This window comes from Rhizobium aouanii, assembly GCF_037002925.1.
Classification (GTDB): Bacteria; Pseudomonadota; Alphaproteobacteria; order Rhizobiales; family Rhizobiaceae; genus Rhizobium; species Rhizobium aouanii.
In genome coordinates this window covers 99,213-113,857 of the sequence record NZ_JBAMYD010000002.1, presented here as the reverse complement: position 1 = coordinate 113,857, position 14,645 = coordinate 99,213, and the positions used below count along the sequence as shown (strand labels likewise).

Genomic DNA, 14,645 nt, shown 5'->3' with positions numbered 1-14,645 from the left:
TCAAAGCAGCATCGAGGCTCCGCGATCGATATAGGTATCCAGAAATTGCTCGAGCCGGGGGTTTCTCGGTCGTTTGAAGACGTCCTGCGGCGGGCCGGTGAACAGCACCTTGCCGTGATCGAGAAAGACGATCTGCTGGCCGACCGTTGCGGCAAATCCGATCTCGTGGGAGACGACGACCATCGTCATGCCCTCGGCGGCGAGATCGCGCATGACGTTCAGCACTTCGCCGGTCAGCTCGGGATCGAGCGACGAGGTCGGCTCGTCAAAGAGCATGATCTTCGGGTTGAGGGCAAGCGCCCGGGCAACAGCGACGCGCTGTTGCTGCCCTCCCGAGAGCTGCGACGGATAGTGCCCTGCCCTGCCCTCCAGGCCGACCTTGACGAGCTGGGCCATTGCCCGCTCCTCGGCATCCCTACGGCTCATCTTGTGAACGGTCTTCAACGCTTCGCTGACATTGCCGAGCGCCGTCATATGCGGCCAGAGATTGAACTGCTGAAAAACCATGCCGATCTGCGATCGAATTTGCCGATTCACAGCAGCCGGCACCCGCTCACGGACGCCCTTGGCGTTTTCCGCAAAGCCAAGCACCTCGCCGTTGACGGTAATCGTCCCCTTGGTCGATTCCTCGAGAAAGGCCATACAGCGCAGCAGCGTACTCTTGCCGGATCCGGATGGCCCGATGACGCAGGAAACCTGCCCCTGAACGATATCCAGGTCGATGCCGTGCAGCACGGTGGAGCTGCCGAAGGTCTTGACGAGATTTTTGACTGCGATCGCAGGAATGCTCATATGTTGAAAAACCTGAATCTGGTGAGTTTCGTTTCGGCGAGGTGACCGAGCCAGCCGGTGAGTTCGACCAGCACCCAATAAAATAAAGCAAGAACGAAGAGCGCTTCGACGAAAGCATATTGCTGCGAGCCGATGGCGCTCAGCGTCGCCGTCAACTCCGGCACGGTGATGATGGACAGCACGGCCGTCTCCTTCATCAGGATGACCGTCATGTTGACCGAAGGCGGCAACACCAGCATGGTCATCTCCGGCAGCAATATGCGTCGGATGATCTGCCCTTGTGTCAGGCCGACGCATATCCCGGCCTCGATATGTCCCTTCGGGACGGCGGCAAAGCCCGAGCGGAATATCTCACTGAAATAAGCCGCGCCGTAGATGGAAAGGCCGATGACGCCTGCCGGGATCGGATCGAGCGACAATCCGACGAATGGCCCGCCGTAGTAGACGAGGAATATCTGAATGAGGAACGGCGTGCCGCGGAGCACCGCGATTACAATGCCGAACGCCTTGTCCAGGATGACGCCGCCAAAACGTCTGGCGACGGCGACAAGGAAGCCGAGCACGGCAGCGGCCGGGGTGGTGATGATCCAGATGACGATGGTGACCCATGCACCGCTGAGGATGTCCGGTAAGTTGCTGACAATCACATTGATGTCGAAGGTCATCGCGGCACTCCCGGCAGGGAGCGTTCGATCAGGCCGCCCGCAAGGGCAACGATCCAATTGATGACGAGATAGATCAGTCCGGCGGAAGCGAAAATCTCGAGCGGCAGGAAGGTACTGCCCGCAAGGTCCTGGGCCATGCGCGTCAACTCGACGACCCCGACGACCGAGACCAGCGAAGACGCCTTCAGGATAAGGATCGCTTCGTTCACGAGCGCCGGAAAGGTCAGGCGCAGGGCGATCGGCGCCTTGATGCGGCGGAAGATCTGAACGGGTGTCATGCCGACCATTTCGCCAGACTCGACAAGGCCCGTCGGGACACTGGAAAATCCGCCGCGCAGATTTTCAGCCTGATAGGCAGCGGTACACAGCGAAAGACCAATGATGGCTGCAACGATGCTCGGCACGTTGATGCCGATCGCCGGCAGCAGGTTATAGATCAGCAGCAGCTGCACCAGCAGCGGCACGCCACGAAAGAAGCTGACGAAAATCCGCGCCGGCAGTGCAAAGAGCCGCTGTCGCGAAAGCAGCATGCCGGAAATGACGATGGCGATCGCAAAGCCGATCAGGATAGAAACCACGCTGATCGTCACCGTGTAGATCGCAGCTTGCAGAAGCAGTTCGAAAAGCTTGATGGACATGGGCGGTGTTTGCCTGGACGCTGCGGCCGTGAACTCTGATGCCACGGCAGATTGCGCCCCGACCGATGGCGGGGCGCGTTCGTTTCACCGGCAGCTAATCAGAATGCCGGATCCTTGACGGCGTCCGGCGTATCAAAAGATGCACCGAACCACTTCTTCTGCAGCTCAGCCATGCGTCCATCTGCCTTGATCTTGAGCATTGCGGCATCGATCGCATCCATCAGCGGGGCGTGATCGGCATCCTTGAGACCGATGAAGCCGAAATAGGACTTCTTGCCGAATGGCGGCTGGACGACTTCGAACGTGCCCTTTCGCTGGCTGGCGACGAAGGCGATATTGGGCAGCGAATTGGCAACGCCGGCAATGCGCCCGGCTGCGAGATCGGCGTAGGATTCGGTAAAGGCCGGATATTCGCGCACGTCGACCTTGGTCGGCAGCGTCCCAGAGAATTCCTTCAGCTGGTCGAGCTGAGCAGTTGCCTTGCCGACGCCGATCTTCTTGCCGGCAATATCTTCCGGCTTGCTGATCGTCGTATCGCCAGCCTTCTTCAGGATCGCAATCGTCGCTTCGGCGATCGGCGGCGTGAAGCGATAGCGCTCCAAGCGCTTCTTGGTGATCGTTGCAGGGCCTGCGACGACATCGAATTTGCCGGCCTCGAGCGCGGGGAAGACGCCATCCCAGGGAAGCGCCACCCACTCGATCTTGACACCGAGTTCCTTGCCGATCTCGGCAAAGAGGTCGACGTTCAAACCGGTGTGTTCACCGGCATCGATATAGTCGAACGGTGCGAAAGCCGTTTCGGTGCCAACCTTGAGGGTGCCGGCTGCCTTGACGGCTGCCAGCGTGTCGGCTGCATGGGCGGAAACGGCTGCTCCGAACAGGAACGCAGCGCCGACCAGACCCTTCAGCAGTGAATTTGCCTTCATGATCATCTCTCCAGTTTTTACTCCCCCGGCGGAGGAGTTTTTGTTCCCGACTTCGATTTCCTCGGTGCGGATTTCTATGCTCCGCTTTTGACTATACAAATAGATATAGGCTGGCCTAGAGTGTCAATGTAAAAGACGAGGAACGCAAAATTTGTGCCGGGTGGCGTCGATCTCGCCGGCATGACCGTTCCGCATTCATGATCGTTGACGCCTAATGAGGTGCGGGCTTGGTGTCGATTTACCAGCGTATTTTCACGGATATCGAGACGAAGATCATCAGTGGCGCCTGGCGGCCGGGTGACCGTATTCCCGTCGAGCACGAACTGGTAGCGGAATATCGGTGCTCGCGCATGACGGTCAGCAAGGCGCTGTCGGCGCTTGCCGAGCGCGGCATGATCGTCAGACGGCGCAAGACCGGTTCGTTCGTCGCATCGCCCCAGATCGACCGCACGGTGATGGATATCCAGGATATCAGCACCGAAGCGGAACTGGCCGGGCACGAGCACCGCTTCGAAATCCTCGCCCGCAAGATCGAGCGCCTTGGCGAGGCGGAGGCGCAGCAGCTGTCGGAACCTGCCGATGCAGAAGTCCTCAGGCTTCAATGCCTGCATATGGTCGACGGCAGACCGAATGCCATCGAGCGGCGGATCATCATGCTCGACGCCGTGCCAGGGGCGAGAGAAGAGAGCTTCACCTCGATCCCGCCCGGCAAATGGCTGCTTGAGCAAGTGCCCTGGTCCAAGGCCAAACATGTCATTCGTGCCGTCTCGGCCGATACCGTGACGGCGCGGATCCTGCAGACGGAAAGGGGCGAGGCGTGCCTGAGCTTCGTCCGCCAGACCTGGCAGAACGGCCGCACGGTGACATATGTCGAGTTTATCCATCCAGGCGACCGGTTCCAGTTTGCGGGGACGTTTCATCCGGCAGCAAATTGAGTCTGACGCAAATCAGAAGAGGTTCTGCAAGTGACCGATGAGGGCCTCAAGGCGATCCCGCTGAAAAGTCTGCAGGCGTTCGAGGCGGTGGGACGCTGCGGCGGGGTGACGGCTGCAGCCCTCGAGCTCAAGGTCTCGCCGGGAGCGATCAGCCAGCAGATTCGCAAGATCGAAAGCTTTCTTGGCGTTTCGCTTCTGGAACGCAGCGGACGAACAGTCGAGCTCACCGCCTGGGGCCGGCTCTACCACCAGGAGATATCTAAGGGGTTCGAGCAATTTGCGCTCGCCCAGCAGCTGTTGGAAAAGGCGCGTAACGAGACGGCGCTGGTTCTCAGTTCGCTTTCCTCCGTCGTCAATAAATGGATCGGCAGGCGCATCTTCGACTGGCAGGCGCTTCATCCCGACGTGCAGGTGAGGATCATCGGACGCGACAAAGAGCCCCGCATCGGCTTCGACGATATCGATTTCCGCGTCAGCTACGGGTCGGACGTGCTGCAGCACGAACATTATACCGAACTGTTTCGCGATTGGGTCGTGCCTGCCTGTTCGCCGGCGTTGATGCAGGATCGCGCGCATGCGGCTCGCGATCTCTTCGAACACCCCCTCCTCCATGTCGAGTGGGAACGGCACTTCACCCCCTACCCCAGCTGGGCGGAGTTTGCCGCCAAGGCCGGCGTCTCCTTCGACGCGGCAACGCCCGGCCTCTCCTTCACCCTGTCGAGCAGTGCGATTGACGCGGCCGTCAACAAGCGCGGTATCGTTCTCGCGCAGATGTCGATGATATCGGATGAGCTCGATGCGCAAACGCTCGTCATTCCCGTCGACCTGCGCATTGCACTGCGCGAAAGCTATTTTCTCGCCTGGGATCGGGCGGCCTTGCAGAAGCCCCGCGGGCGCGAATTCCGCGATTGGCTCATTGCTATTTCCCGTCAGCAGGCCTTGGCGTCAGCGCCCAAGCCGACACTTTAGAAAAACTAAAACGGAACTCAGTCTTGGGATATTGATGAAAATTTGCGCCTGGCGATAATTTGCGCAGTCGCCTTTCCTTGGCGGCGTGGCCGACATGACAGGAGAGCTCAATGGCGCGGACCGACAAGATGAAACTCGGGACTTTCGTCTATACGTTCGGCTTTCACCCTGCCTCCTGGCTGCATCCGGCAAGTGATGTCAACGGCGCCAACGACTTCGCTCACCTGCTCGATGTCGCCAGACGATCGGAGGCAGCCAAGTTCGATTTCATGTTCATGGCGGATTCTCCTGCCGCTGCCGTCGGCGATCCTTATGCGCTTGCCCGCATTCCCACAAAGATGAACCGCTTCGAACCGCTCTCGCTGCTTTCAGCTCTGGCGGTCACCACCAACGATCTCGGCCTCGTGGCGACGGTGTCGACGAGCTATTACGAGCCATACAATGTGGCGCGCCTGTTCGCCTCGATCGACCATCTGAGCAAGGGCCGCGTCTGCTGGAACGTCGTCACGTCAGATCACGACGAAACCGGCTACAACTTCAATCGCGAAGGGCTCGATCCGCATGCGCTGCGTTACGAGCGCGGCAACGAGTTCATCGATGTCGTGTTCGGTCTTTGGGATAGCTTCGAGGAAGGCGCACTGCTTCTCGACCGTGAAAACGGTGTCTACTATGACAAGGACAAGCACCACACGCTCAATCACAAGGGCAAGCACTTCCAGGTTCGCGGGCCTCTCAACATTGCGCGAACGCCCCAGGGCCGCCCGGTCATCGCCCAGGCGGGTGGTTCGGAACCCGGAATGGAGATGGCGGCGCGCACGGCCGAGATCGTCTTCAGCCTCGCATCGAATATCGACCGGAACCGGGCCTTTTACGAAAACGTCAAGCGCCGGATGCCGCCCTTTGGGCGCGATCCCGACGACCTGAAAATCATGCCGGGCATCGTGATCAACGTCGGTGAAACCGAAGCCGTGGCAAAGGCGAAGGTGGATTATCTCATCGACAAGATGCACCCGGATGTCGGCCGGCTGATGCTCTCCGAATTCCTGGAAGCGGATCTGCGCGACGTGGCGCTCGACAAGCCTTTCCCCATGGATCGGCTGCCGGCAGCACCCAAGGGATCACGCGCCCTGTTCGACGAACTGGTCGATTTCGTGAAAAGCGGCCATACCGTCGGCGAACTCATCCGGCACTATGCCGAGAAGCATACCGGCAACGGCATCACAGGCACGCCGGGCCAGATCGCCGACTACATGGAGGAATGGTTCGAGACGCGTGCGGCCGACGGCTTCATCCTGATGTTCCCCACCTTGCCGTCCAGCCTCGACGACTTCGTGCGGCTTGTCCTGCCGGAGCTTCGCCGCCGCGGGCTGTTTCGTGAGGAATACGAGGGCAAGACCTTGCGCGAAAACCTCGGCCTTTCAATGCCTGTCAATCGCTTTGGCAAAACCCAAGAGCCAGCCCAATGACTGCCGAGGCTTTGATCAGCGAAGCGGACTTCAAGCTTTCGATGCGTCATCTGGCGGGTGCGGTCAGCGTGATTACGGTCGGCGACGGGCAAGACCGCACCGGCTTCACGGCAACGTCGGTCTCCTCGCTTTCGGCGGAGTTGCCGTCCGTCATCGTCAGCGTCAACCGAGCATCTTCCTCATGGCCGGCGCTGCAGCAGTACGGCTGCTTCTGCGTCAACGTGCTCGCCGCCGACCAGCAGCAGGTGGCGCAATCCTTTGCCGGCCTTGACGGACGAAAGGGCGCCGAGCGCTACGGCGATGCGGGATGGTATCGCCTCAAGACCGGCGCGGCCGCCCTTGAAAATGCCTTGACGGTCCTGGACTGCAAGCTCGAAACCGCATTCCACTACAATTCCCACGCTATTTTGGTCGGGCATGTCTGCGCGATCGAAATCCGGCAGGGCATAGGGCCGCTGCTCTATTGGCGCGGTGGCTATCATCAACTTCCGGCGGAAGTTGATGATAGCAGTCTAGCGAAGCCGCTCCGACAATAGCCCTATCGATGCGACATCCGCATTGGCGAAGGCAAGTCTGAGGTAGCGCTCCTGCCCCTCCCCGAAATAGGCGCCGGGCAAGCAAACAACGCCGGATTCCTTGGCAAGTTTTTCGGCAACCTCTAAAGACGATCGATCGGCGTAAGGATGGCGGACAAAAGCGAAGTAGGCGCCGATTGCTCCGATCCGCCAATCCGGCAGCCCGGAAAAAACCTGCCTCAACGCCTCCGCCCGGCGAGCGATCTCTAGCCGGTTGCCGGCCCGCCAGTCGGCGAGCGCTGGGATCGCCGATGCAACCGCGATCTGAGCCGAACGCGGCGCGCAGATCTGCATATTGTCCATCACCTTGGCGATCTCGGCGATGAGTCTTGGGCCTGCCGTGATTGCACCCAGTCGATGACCGGGAATGCAGAAGGACTTGGAAAAGCTGTAGAGAAGAATGAGTGTGTCCTGCCAGCCCGGCTCCGAGAGAAGAGCGTGCGGCCACCCGTCATCCTCGCCAAGGAAATCGCGATAGGTTTCATCGAGGATCAACCAGGCGCCATATTTCAGGCAAAGCACAAAAAGCTCGTGAAGCAGGCTTGGCGGATACACCGCTCCGGTGGGATTGTTGGGTGTCACGACGGCGAGCATCTTCGCGCCGGCCGCAAGGGCTGCCTCGGCCGACTTCAGATCGGGAAGAAAACCGCTGGCGGGGTCGCAATCGACCAACCGGCGACCGATCCCCAGCATCGACAGCGTCGTGTCGTAGTTGAAATAGAAGGGATTGGTGAGCGCGACCATATCGCCCGCGCCCGCAAGCGCGATCGCCGTACACATGAACGCCTGATTGCAGCCGGCGGTAATGTGGATATTACCGGCGGAAAGGTCGACGCCGTAAAACTCGGCAAGATGAGCCGCGTAGGCCTTGCGCAATAAAGGTTCACCTTCGATCGGCCCGTAACCCGTCATGGCCTGTTGCCCAGCCGCTTCGCCCAGAAGCCGCAGCATCTCCGGATGCGCGGGATAGCCAGGCACGGCTTGCGACAGGTCGATGAGCGGCCCTTTTTCCCCCTTGTATTCGTGGCTCCAGGCGACGACGGAAGGAATGGGTGGGGCAGAGAGGCGGGCAACGAGCGAATTGGGTTTTGCAGCGATCATATCGATTTCTCTTTGACACCGATTGCTACAACGATACCAATTGTTTTCTCAACCTCTTTGTCTGACGAGACGGACCTGAAGCGGAGACGCATGCGCATGGTGTGGGATAAAACGCGGCTGGAACAGCTGCGCGCAGAATTTGCAGATGCCAATGGCGGCGAGATATTCGACGAGAAGTTTCGCAAAGTGGCGGAGAAGATCATCTCCAAGAGCGGCACGAGACTGGCGCCCTATGCCGGAATACCGACCTTCCTCAGCGCACCCTACATACCGGTCGCGGCAGATGATCCGGATTTCGGCAATCTCCAGGTTGCAATCACCGGGGTCCCCATGGATCTTGGCGTCACCAATCGTCCAGGCTCGCGTTTCGGACCGAGAGCACTTCGCGCCATCGAAAGGATCGGCCCTTATAATCACGTCCTCGCCACGGCGCCGGTCTTCGATCTTCGGGTCGCCGACATCGGTGACGTATCGTTCCAAAGCCGTTACCGGCTGGAGCTTAGCCACGACGATATCGAAAAACGCATCGGCCAGATCGTCGATGCCGGCGTTGCCCCGCTTTCCGTCGGCGGCGATCATTCCATCAGCCACCCGATTTTGAAGGCCATCGGTCGGCAGCAGCCGGTCGGCCTCATTCATATCGATGCTCATTGCGATACAAGCGGCGCCTTCGATCAGACGAAGTTTCATCACGGCGGGCCGTTCCGCAATGCGGTGCTGGACGGCGTGCTCGATCCGACAAGGACAATCCAGATCGGCATCCGTGGTTCGGCGGAATATTTATGGGAATTCTCCTATGCGTCGGGAATGACCGTGATCCACGCAGAGGATATCAGCGGAATGGGGATTGCGGCCGCCATTGCCAAGGCAAAATCCATCGTCGGCGACGGCCCGACCTATCTTTCCTTCGACGTCGACAGCCTCGATCCGAGCTTTGCGCCCGGCACGGGCACGCCCGAGGTCGGTGGATTGACCACACGTGAGGTCCTTGAGCTGATACGCGGCCTGAAAGGGATCAACCTGGTGGGTGGTGACGTCGTCGAAGTTGCCCCGCAATATGACGCAACGACCAACACAGCACACGCCGCAGCACAGGTGCTCTTTGAGATCCTGAGCCTCATGGTGTTTAGTCCCTCGATCGGCAAACGCTGAGGCCGACCTCTCGGTCATCTCTGGCAATTGACCGGATGGGCCAAGACCATGTCGTTCGCGCAAAACCGCCGCACAGTTTTGCGCGACATGCTTTAACCAACGCCCCTCAAAAATTCTTCGGTTTCGATGAGTTCGAGCTGCACGGAAAACCGATCGTGCAGAAGTTCCAGTGACGCGTCATGCGTGTCGTCGGCGCCGCTGCAGACGGCGTCCTTGAGCACGATGACACGATAGCCGAGATCGATGGCGCCGAGCGTCGTGGCAAGCACGCAGACGTCGGTTTCCCCGCCGGTTACGACAAGCGTATCGACCCGCTCGGATTGAAGAATCGCATGCAGGCGACCGTCGAACCAAGGGGAATAGGTGCGTTTGTCGAAATACCTTGCCGGCGGAACCAACGCCGCCAGCGATGACGCCAGATCGATCAAGTCGCGCGGAAGATGCTCGCCCGTCATCATCCACCATTTCCGGTAATAGTCCCGCCATTTCCCCGGCATGTCGTCCGCACGCTCGGGTGGCAGGAAGCGGGTGAAGATCGTTCGCGATGGGTGCCGCCCGGCCAGCTCTTCGATCTGGGGAGAGACCCGCGCCATCCAGGGGACGTGCCACGGCGTGTCTTCGGCAAACATCCGCTGCATATCGACGCAAAGGTGCCGCCACTCGCCGACCTCGCCCATCAGATCCTCCATCCGCTCTTCGGGGCGTCAACTGTCGCACGGGGCGAAAGTTCCCCTGACCAGCGGAAGATCAGAAGCCCCTTACGCGACGGCGCCTGGAGCAATCGTCAACAATCCGGCGGTGCCCTCAGCTTTCCGGAAGCAGTCAAGTTCGTGCAGAGGAACCGGTTTGGAGAAGATGTAGCCTTGGAGGTCGGTGCAGCCGAGGGCGGCCAGAAAGTCGCGTTGATATTCGGTTTCGACCCCTTCAGCCGTCGTCGAAATACCGAGATTGCGGCTGAGCGCGACGATGGCGCCGATGATTGCCGCCCCGTTGGCTTTCGTGCCGAGCTGTGAGACGAATGAACGATCGATCTTGATGCGGTCGATATCGAAACGCACCAGATGGCTGAGGCATGAAAAGCCGGTTCCGAAATCATCCAGCGAAACCTGAACACCCCGGCTGCGCAGCGACTTCAGCACCGTATAAACGTCCGAATTATCCTCGATAAGCGAGGACTCGGTAAGCTCGAGCTCGAGCCGGGACGGCTGCAGGCCGCTCTCCTCAAGAACGGCGAAGACTTCCTCGGCGAAATTTGGTCTCCTCAACTGGGCGGGAGAAACGTTGACCGCAACGAATGTGTCTTCCGGCCATTTGCAGGCGGCTCTGCAGGCTTCGCGCAAGACCCAGAAGCCGAGAGCGTCGATGAGGCCGCCCTCTTCGGCGACAGGGATGAAGCTGGCAGGCGTCAAGAGTCCGCGCTGGCTGTGACGCCAACGCACCAGAGCCTCTGCGCCCGACGCCGCGTATCCTGCCTCAGCGTGATGGACCGTTTGGTAATAGACCTCGAGCGATCCGAAGTCCGGCCTGTTTACAATCGGATCGGATTGCGGACCGTCAGCGTCTGAGGCGGTGCCTTTGGCCAGAACTTCCCGCAATTCGTTCTTGAGAATGTCGCGCGCATTCCTGCCGCCGTCCATGGACGGTGAATAGAGACGCCACTGGCCTCTGCCCCCCATCTTTGCCTCGTACAGCGCGACGTCGGCGTAGCGCATGATGTCATCGGCATTTCGCCCGGCGTCCGGCACGACGGTCACGCCGATGGAGCCGCCGACGCGCGCGACTGCCTCGCCCCTCAAAAGCGGGAAGGGTTTGCCGAGTTCGGCAACGATCGCTTCGCAGATTGCCGGCAAAACGTAGTCATGATCTTTGATGTCGCGGAGAAGCAGGGCGAACTCGTCGCCTCCGAGCCGGGCCAACGTGTCGCCCGGACGAAGCTGGGAGCGGATCCGCTCCGCGGCCATCCTGATGAGTTCATCGCCGGCGGCATGGCCGAACGTGTCGTTCACCGCTTTGAAGCGGTCGAGGTCGAGAAGCGCCACTGCCGAGCGCTCGGTCGAATTCTGCGTCTCGGCCAGGCACTCGTCGAACCTCATCGCGAACAAAGCGCGGTTGGGAAGATCGGTCAGTACATCATGCAAGGCAAGCTGCCTTGCATGCAGCTCGCTTCTCTTCAACTCGCCGAGACTGCTTCGCAGGCGCACCAGCAAGACCGAGAACAGGATCGCGATCACCAAGGCGGCAACTGAAAGTGCCGGCATCAATCGGCCGATCACCCTCGAACCCGGAAGATCGGGCCGCCATACGATGAAGCCGATCGGTTCACCGTTTGCCGTGGCGTCAATCTGGAACGCAACCTCGTTTTCGTCGGCATCGGCGGTGCGCGCGAAGCGCGCGCCGTTGAGGCCCTGTTGCCGGCTCAATTCATCCAGCGCCGCACCATCGATAAACCGCACGACGATCAGGAATTGCCGCATCGGCTGTTGCTGCCTCTCAGTGGCCTCGTTGATGGCGACGACGCCGACGATCGTCGGCCGACCTTCCAGCCGCATCAGATTGGCCAGCGCCCGGTTGGAGCGGGCGGCACTCGCAAGGCGGCTTTCCATTGAGGACGGTGTTCGCTCGTTGGAAACTGTGCCGTGTCTCACTCCAAGCCGGGCATCCTGAAGGAGAGGCAAGAAGAGAGGCTTCATCCAGCGATAACGCTTTTCCGTTTGGGCGTCCGCCAGCATGAGCAGTTGCGCCTTTTCGTCGACGACAAAGGCCTGATCGTAGCCGAAGGCAGACATCGCCGTCTGGCTGATCGCACTCCCGGCCGCTGCCGTCAGAATCGCATCGAGGCTGGAGGAACCTCCGGTCGACCGGGCGGCAGGATAAACACGTGTGAGGTAGCCGTTGCCGAACTGGCCGATAACATGGGCGACCTGATCGACCTGCTCCCGCAGGCGCGCATTCACAAGCTGGCGCTGTCGATCAAGGGCGGCAGCGTCGCTCTCGGTTCCTGCCCAGAGCGCCGAGAGTACGACAAGTCCGATCGCTCCAAGCCCACTGACAGCAATAAGAAACAGAATTCTTCCCGAAGTTATCCAGGATTGCTGAAACGTATTGGAGCTGGAAGGAAGAACTATGTGCAAGCGTAGACCCCTGAACACCACGATGCGGGCGTATTCGTCGACGCTAACAAAGAAGCGTTCACGTAGAATTAAAAGCTGTGACGCACTATGGCGCGAGATCGACTACGCCCTAAGGAGCCCGACGATGTTGCGCATATCCCTTCAGACTATGTTGCGCGCAGCGCTGATGGCGGGCGGCTTGGGTATGTTATTGGCCGCGGCCGCGCCAATCCAGGCGATCGCGCAAGATCGCACGCCGATGCGAATTGCCGTCGAAGGCGCATTTCCGCCCTTCAACTATCTCGATGCAAACAACAAGCTTCAGGGATTCGATATCGATATCGCCAATGCCCTCTGCGAGGTCGGCAAGTTCGAATGCCAATTCATCATCGAGAAGTGGGACGACATAATTCCAAATCTCGTTGCGGAAAAATACGACGCGATCATCTCATCGATGTCGATGAGCCTTGAACGGCGGCAAAAGGTTGCCTTCACGGAGAAATACTACAACAGCCCCTCCGTGTTCATCGCTCGGAAGGACTCGTCGATCAGCGATGTCAGCCCGGCGGGCCTCAGCGGCAAGATCCTCGGGGTGACGTCGTCGACGGCGCAGGAATCCTACGCCAAGCATCTCTATCCGGAGATGAAAAAGAAGGTCTTCCGGTCTTCGCCTGAATTGTACAAGGGGTTGTCGGACGGCAGCGTCGATATCATCCTGGAGGACAAACTCGCCATCTACGACTGGATCGCCAACACCAAGGCGGGAACCTGCTGCGAGTTCAAAGGGCCGGATCTGGTCGACGTCACATACTTCGGCGAAGGTGCCGGCATCGCGCTGCGCCAGAACGACAAGGAGCGTCTGACGCGCCTGAACGAAGCGCTGAAGAGTATCAAGGCGGACGGGACCTACGATATGATCAACGCAAAATACTTCCCGTTCAGCATCCAATAATTCATCAAGCAAATTGTCATGTGACAAACGTGGAATGGCCGGGTTTCCGCCGGCCATTCCTGTCAGGTAAAGTTCCTCGGTCGTAATCGCTATGCGGCTTTCGCGACCTCTCCGTGCGGATCGAGGACATATTTCGTCGCCGCTCCCTGGTCGAAGCTCTCATATCCATTGGCGGCATCGTCGAGCGGGATGACCTTGGCGTTGACGATATCGGCAATTGGCAGTCGGTCGTGGAGGATCGCCTGCATGAGCTGACGATTATATTTGATCACCGGAGTCTGGCCGGTGTGGAAGGACTGTGCCTTGGCCCATCCGAGGCCGAAGCGGAGCGAGAGATTGCCATGTTTGGCGGCGTTGTCGACGGCGCCCGGATCCTCGGTAACGTAGAGGCCGGGAATACCGATCGAACCCGCGGCACGGGTAATCTCCATCATCTGATTGAGCACGATCGCCGGCTGCTCGCCGCCCGAGTGGCCGCGTGCCTCAAAGCCGACGGCATCGATGGCGCTGTCCACCTCATTGGTGCCGACGACCTGCGCGATCATGTCGCCAAGACGGTCGCTCTTCGACAGGTCGATCGGTTCGAAACCCACCTTCGCCGCATGCGCCAGACGGTCCTTGTTGAAATCACCGATCATCACGACCGCAGCGCCGAGAATACGAGCCGAAGCCGCAGCCGCAAGGCCGACCGGGCCGGCGCCGGCGACATAGACGGTCGAGCCGACCCCAACGCCTGCACGCACTGCGCCATGGAAGCCGGTGGGCAGAATGTCGGAGAGCATGGTGAGATCCCGGACCTTCGCCATTGCCTTGTCCCGATCGGGGATTTTCAGCAGGTTGAAATCTGCATATGGAATGGTGACATAGCGTGCCTGGCCGCCAATCCAGCCGCCCATGTCGACATAACCGTAAGCGCCGCCGGCACGGGCCGGGTTTACCGTCAAGCAGACACCGGTATCCTGAGACTTGCAGCAGCGGCAGCGGCCGCAGGCGACATTGAAAGGCACCGAGACGATATCGCCGATGTCGAGCATCTCGACATCGATGCCTTTCTCGATGATCTCGCCGGTGATTTCATGACCGAGGACCAAGCCCGGCATCGCCGTCGTGCGGCCGCGGACCATGTGCTGATCGGAGCCGCAAATATTGGTCGAGATCACTTTCAGAATGACGCCGTGTTCGATGCGGCGGCCGTCGGGCGCTTCCAGCTTCGGATCGTCGATGTCGCGAACTTCGACCTTGCCCGGCCGGAGATAGACGACGCCTCTATTTTTGCTCATGGATTCCTCCCACTTGTTTGAATGCCTCGATCTGCAACCGATGCAGTCGATGGCCTTCCCTCCGGCCTGCCTCCTCTGCAGCCC

Annotated in this window: 14 protein-coding genes; 6 read left to right on the top strand and 8 right to left on the bottom strand. The window is 59.9% G+C overall.

Going from position 1 to position 14,645, the window contains the following annotated elements; genetic code table 11:
* The 4 genes from V8P77_RS03955 to V8P77_RS03940 form a co-directional block, all read right to left on the bottom strand.
* Positions 1-792 (bottom strand): amino acid ABC transporter ATP-binding protein, encoded by a 792-nt coding sequence (locus V8P77_RS03955; RefSeq protein ID WP_335910825.1) that lies wholly within the window; start codon positions 790-792, stop codon positions 1-3.
* On the bottom strand, positions 789-1,457 hold the full coding sequence (locus V8P77_RS03950) for an amino acid ABC transporter permease (protein ID WP_335910824.1): 669 nt from the start codon (positions 1,455-1,457) through the stop codon (positions 789-791). The genes V8P77_RS03955 and V8P77_RS03950 overlap by 4 nt, the downstream gene beginning before the upstream one ends.
* A complete protein-coding gene (locus V8P77_RS03945) occupies positions 1,454-2,095 on the bottom strand; it encodes an amino acid ABC transporter permease (protein WP_335910823.1) in 642 nt (213 codons plus the stop codon). The genes V8P77_RS03950 and V8P77_RS03945 overlap by 4 nt, the downstream gene beginning before the upstream one ends.
* 98 nt (positions 2,096-2,193) lie before the next feature.
* A complete protein-coding gene (locus V8P77_RS03940) occupies positions 2,194-3,021 on the bottom strand; it encodes a transporter substrate-binding domain-containing protein (RefSeq protein ID WP_335910822.1) in 828 nt (275 codons plus the stop codon).
* Positions 3,022-3,248: 227 nt separating this feature from the next.
* On the opposite strand from V8P77_RS03940, the gene hutC reads away from it, so the two are divergent.
* The 4 genes from hutC to V8P77_RS03920 all read left to right on the top strand — a co-directional run bounded on the left by hutC (position 3,249) and on the right by V8P77_RS03920 (position 6,927).
* The gene (hutC, locus tag V8P77_RS03935) at positions 3,249-3,956 is read left to right on the top strand and encodes a histidine utilization transcriptional repressor HutC (protein ID WP_335910821.1); all 708 of its coding nucleotides are present in this window, start codon (positions 3,249-3,251) and stop codon (positions 3,954-3,956) included.
* A gap of 30 nt (positions 3,957-3,986) precedes the next feature.
* Positions 3,987-4,925, top strand: a complete 939-nt coding sequence (locus tag V8P77_RS03930) for a LysR family transcriptional regulator (RefSeq protein WP_335910820.1) — start codon at positions 3,987-3,989, stop codon at positions 4,923-4,925.
* 110 nt (positions 4,926-5,035) lie between these two features.
* Complete coding sequence (locus V8P77_RS03925; protein ID WP_335910819.1) at positions 5,036-6,391, top strand: LLM class flavin-dependent oxidoreductase; 1,356 nt, start codon at positions 5,036-5,038, stop codon at positions 6,389-6,391.
* Positions 6,388-6,927: a flavin reductase family protein gene (locus V8P77_RS03920; protein ID WP_335910818.1), complete on the top strand. Its 540-nt coding sequence runs from the start codon at positions 6,388-6,390 to the stop codon at positions 6,925-6,927. Before V8P77_RS03925 ends, V8P77_RS03920 begins: the two co-directional genes overlap by 4 nt.
* On the opposite strand, the gene V8P77_RS03915 is transcribed toward V8P77_RS03920, so the two are convergent.
* Complete coding sequence (locus tag V8P77_RS03915; RefSeq protein ID WP_335910817.1) at positions 6,904-8,067, bottom strand: aminotransferase; 1,164 nt, start codon at positions 8,065-8,067, stop codon at positions 6,904-6,906. The two genes, V8P77_RS03920 and V8P77_RS03915, sit on opposite strands and share 24 nt — an antisense overlap.
* 96 nt (positions 8,068-8,163) lie before the next feature.
* Here V8P77_RS03915 and speB point away from each other — a divergent pair, with 96 nt between their 5' ends.
* Entirely contained in the window at positions 8,164-9,219 is a 1,056-nt protein-coding gene (gene speB, locus V8P77_RS03910) for an agmatinase (RefSeq protein ID WP_335910816.1), read from the top strand.
* A 92-nt stretch (positions 9,220-9,311) separates the two neighbouring features.
* Here speB and V8P77_RS03905 read toward each other — a convergent pair whose 3' ends face one another.
* Together V8P77_RS03905 and V8P77_RS03900 are read right to left on the bottom strand one after the other, a co-directional pair.
* Positions 9,312-9,896 (bottom strand): cysteine hydrolase family protein, encoded by a 585-nt coding sequence (locus V8P77_RS03905; protein WP_335910815.1) that lies wholly within the window; start codon positions 9,894-9,896, stop codon positions 9,312-9,314.
* A gap of 81 nt (positions 9,897-9,977) precedes the next feature.
* On the bottom strand, positions 9,978-12,371 hold the full coding sequence (locus V8P77_RS03900; RefSeq protein ID WP_335910814.1) for a putative bifunctional diguanylate cyclase/phosphodiesterase: 2,394 nt from the start codon (positions 12,369-12,371) through the stop codon (positions 9,978-9,980).
* A gap of 103 nt (positions 12,372-12,474) precedes the next feature.
* Between V8P77_RS03900 and V8P77_RS03895 the strand changes: the two genes are divergently transcribed.
* On the top strand, positions 12,475-13,281 hold the full coding sequence (locus V8P77_RS03895; protein WP_335910813.1) for an ABC transporter substrate-binding protein: 807 nt from the start codon (positions 12,475-12,477) through the stop codon (positions 13,279-13,281).
* Positions 13,282-13,370: 89 nt separating this feature from the next.
* On the opposite strand, the gene fdhA is transcribed toward V8P77_RS03895, so the two are convergent.
* Positions 13,371-14,561, bottom strand: a complete 1,191-nt coding sequence (gene fdhA / locus V8P77_RS03890) for a formaldehyde dehydrogenase, glutathione-independent (RefSeq protein WP_335910812.1) — start codon at positions 14,559-14,561, stop codon at positions 13,371-13,373.
* Between the last annotated feature and the right edge of the window lie 84 nt (positions 14,562-14,645).

Excerpts from the sequence above, each read along its gene's own strand:
- V8P77_RS03925 (WP_335910819.1), top strand. The coding sequence starts at position 5,036 with ATGGCGCGGACCGACAAGATGAAACTCGGGACTTTCGTCTATACGTTC.
- fdhA (WP_335910812.1), bottom strand. The coding sequence starts at position 14,561 with ATGAGCAAAAATAGAGGCGTCGTCTATCTCCGGCCGGGCAAGGTCGAA.
- speB (WP_335910816.1), top strand. The coding sequence starts at position 8,164 with ATGGTGTGGGATAAAACGCGGCTGGAACAGCTGCGCGCAGAATTTGCA.
- V8P77_RS03920 (WP_335910818.1), top strand. The coding sequence starts at position 6,388 with ATGACTGCCGAGGCTTTGATCAGCGAAGCGGACTTCAAGCTTTCGATG.
- V8P77_RS03945 (WP_335910823.1), bottom strand. The coding sequence starts at position 2,095 with ATGTCCATCAAGCTTTTCGAACTGCTTCTGCAAGCTGCGATCTACACG.
- V8P77_RS03940 (WP_335910822.1), bottom strand. The coding sequence starts at position 3,021 with ATGAAGGCAAATTCACTGCTGAAGGGTCTGGTCGGCGCTGCGTTCCTG.
- V8P77_RS03950 (WP_335910824.1), bottom strand. The coding sequence starts at position 1,457 with ATGACCTTCGACATCAATGTGATTGTCAGCAACTTACCGGACATCCTC.
- V8P77_RS03955 (WP_335910825.1), bottom strand. The coding sequence starts at position 792 with ATGAGCATTCCTGCGATCGCAGTCAAAAATCTCGTCAAGACCTTCGGC.
- V8P77_RS03905 (WP_335910815.1), bottom strand. The coding sequence starts at position 9,896 with ATGGGCGAGGTCGGCGAGTGGCGGCACCTTTGCGTCGATATGCAGCGG.
- V8P77_RS03895 (WP_335910813.1), top strand. The coding sequence starts at position 12,475 with ATGTTGCGCATATCCCTTCAGACTATGTTGCGCGCAGCGCTGATGGCG.
- V8P77_RS03915 (WP_335910817.1), bottom strand. The coding sequence starts at position 8,067 with ATGATCGCTGCAAAACCCAATTCGCTCGTTGCCCGCCTCTCTGCCCCA.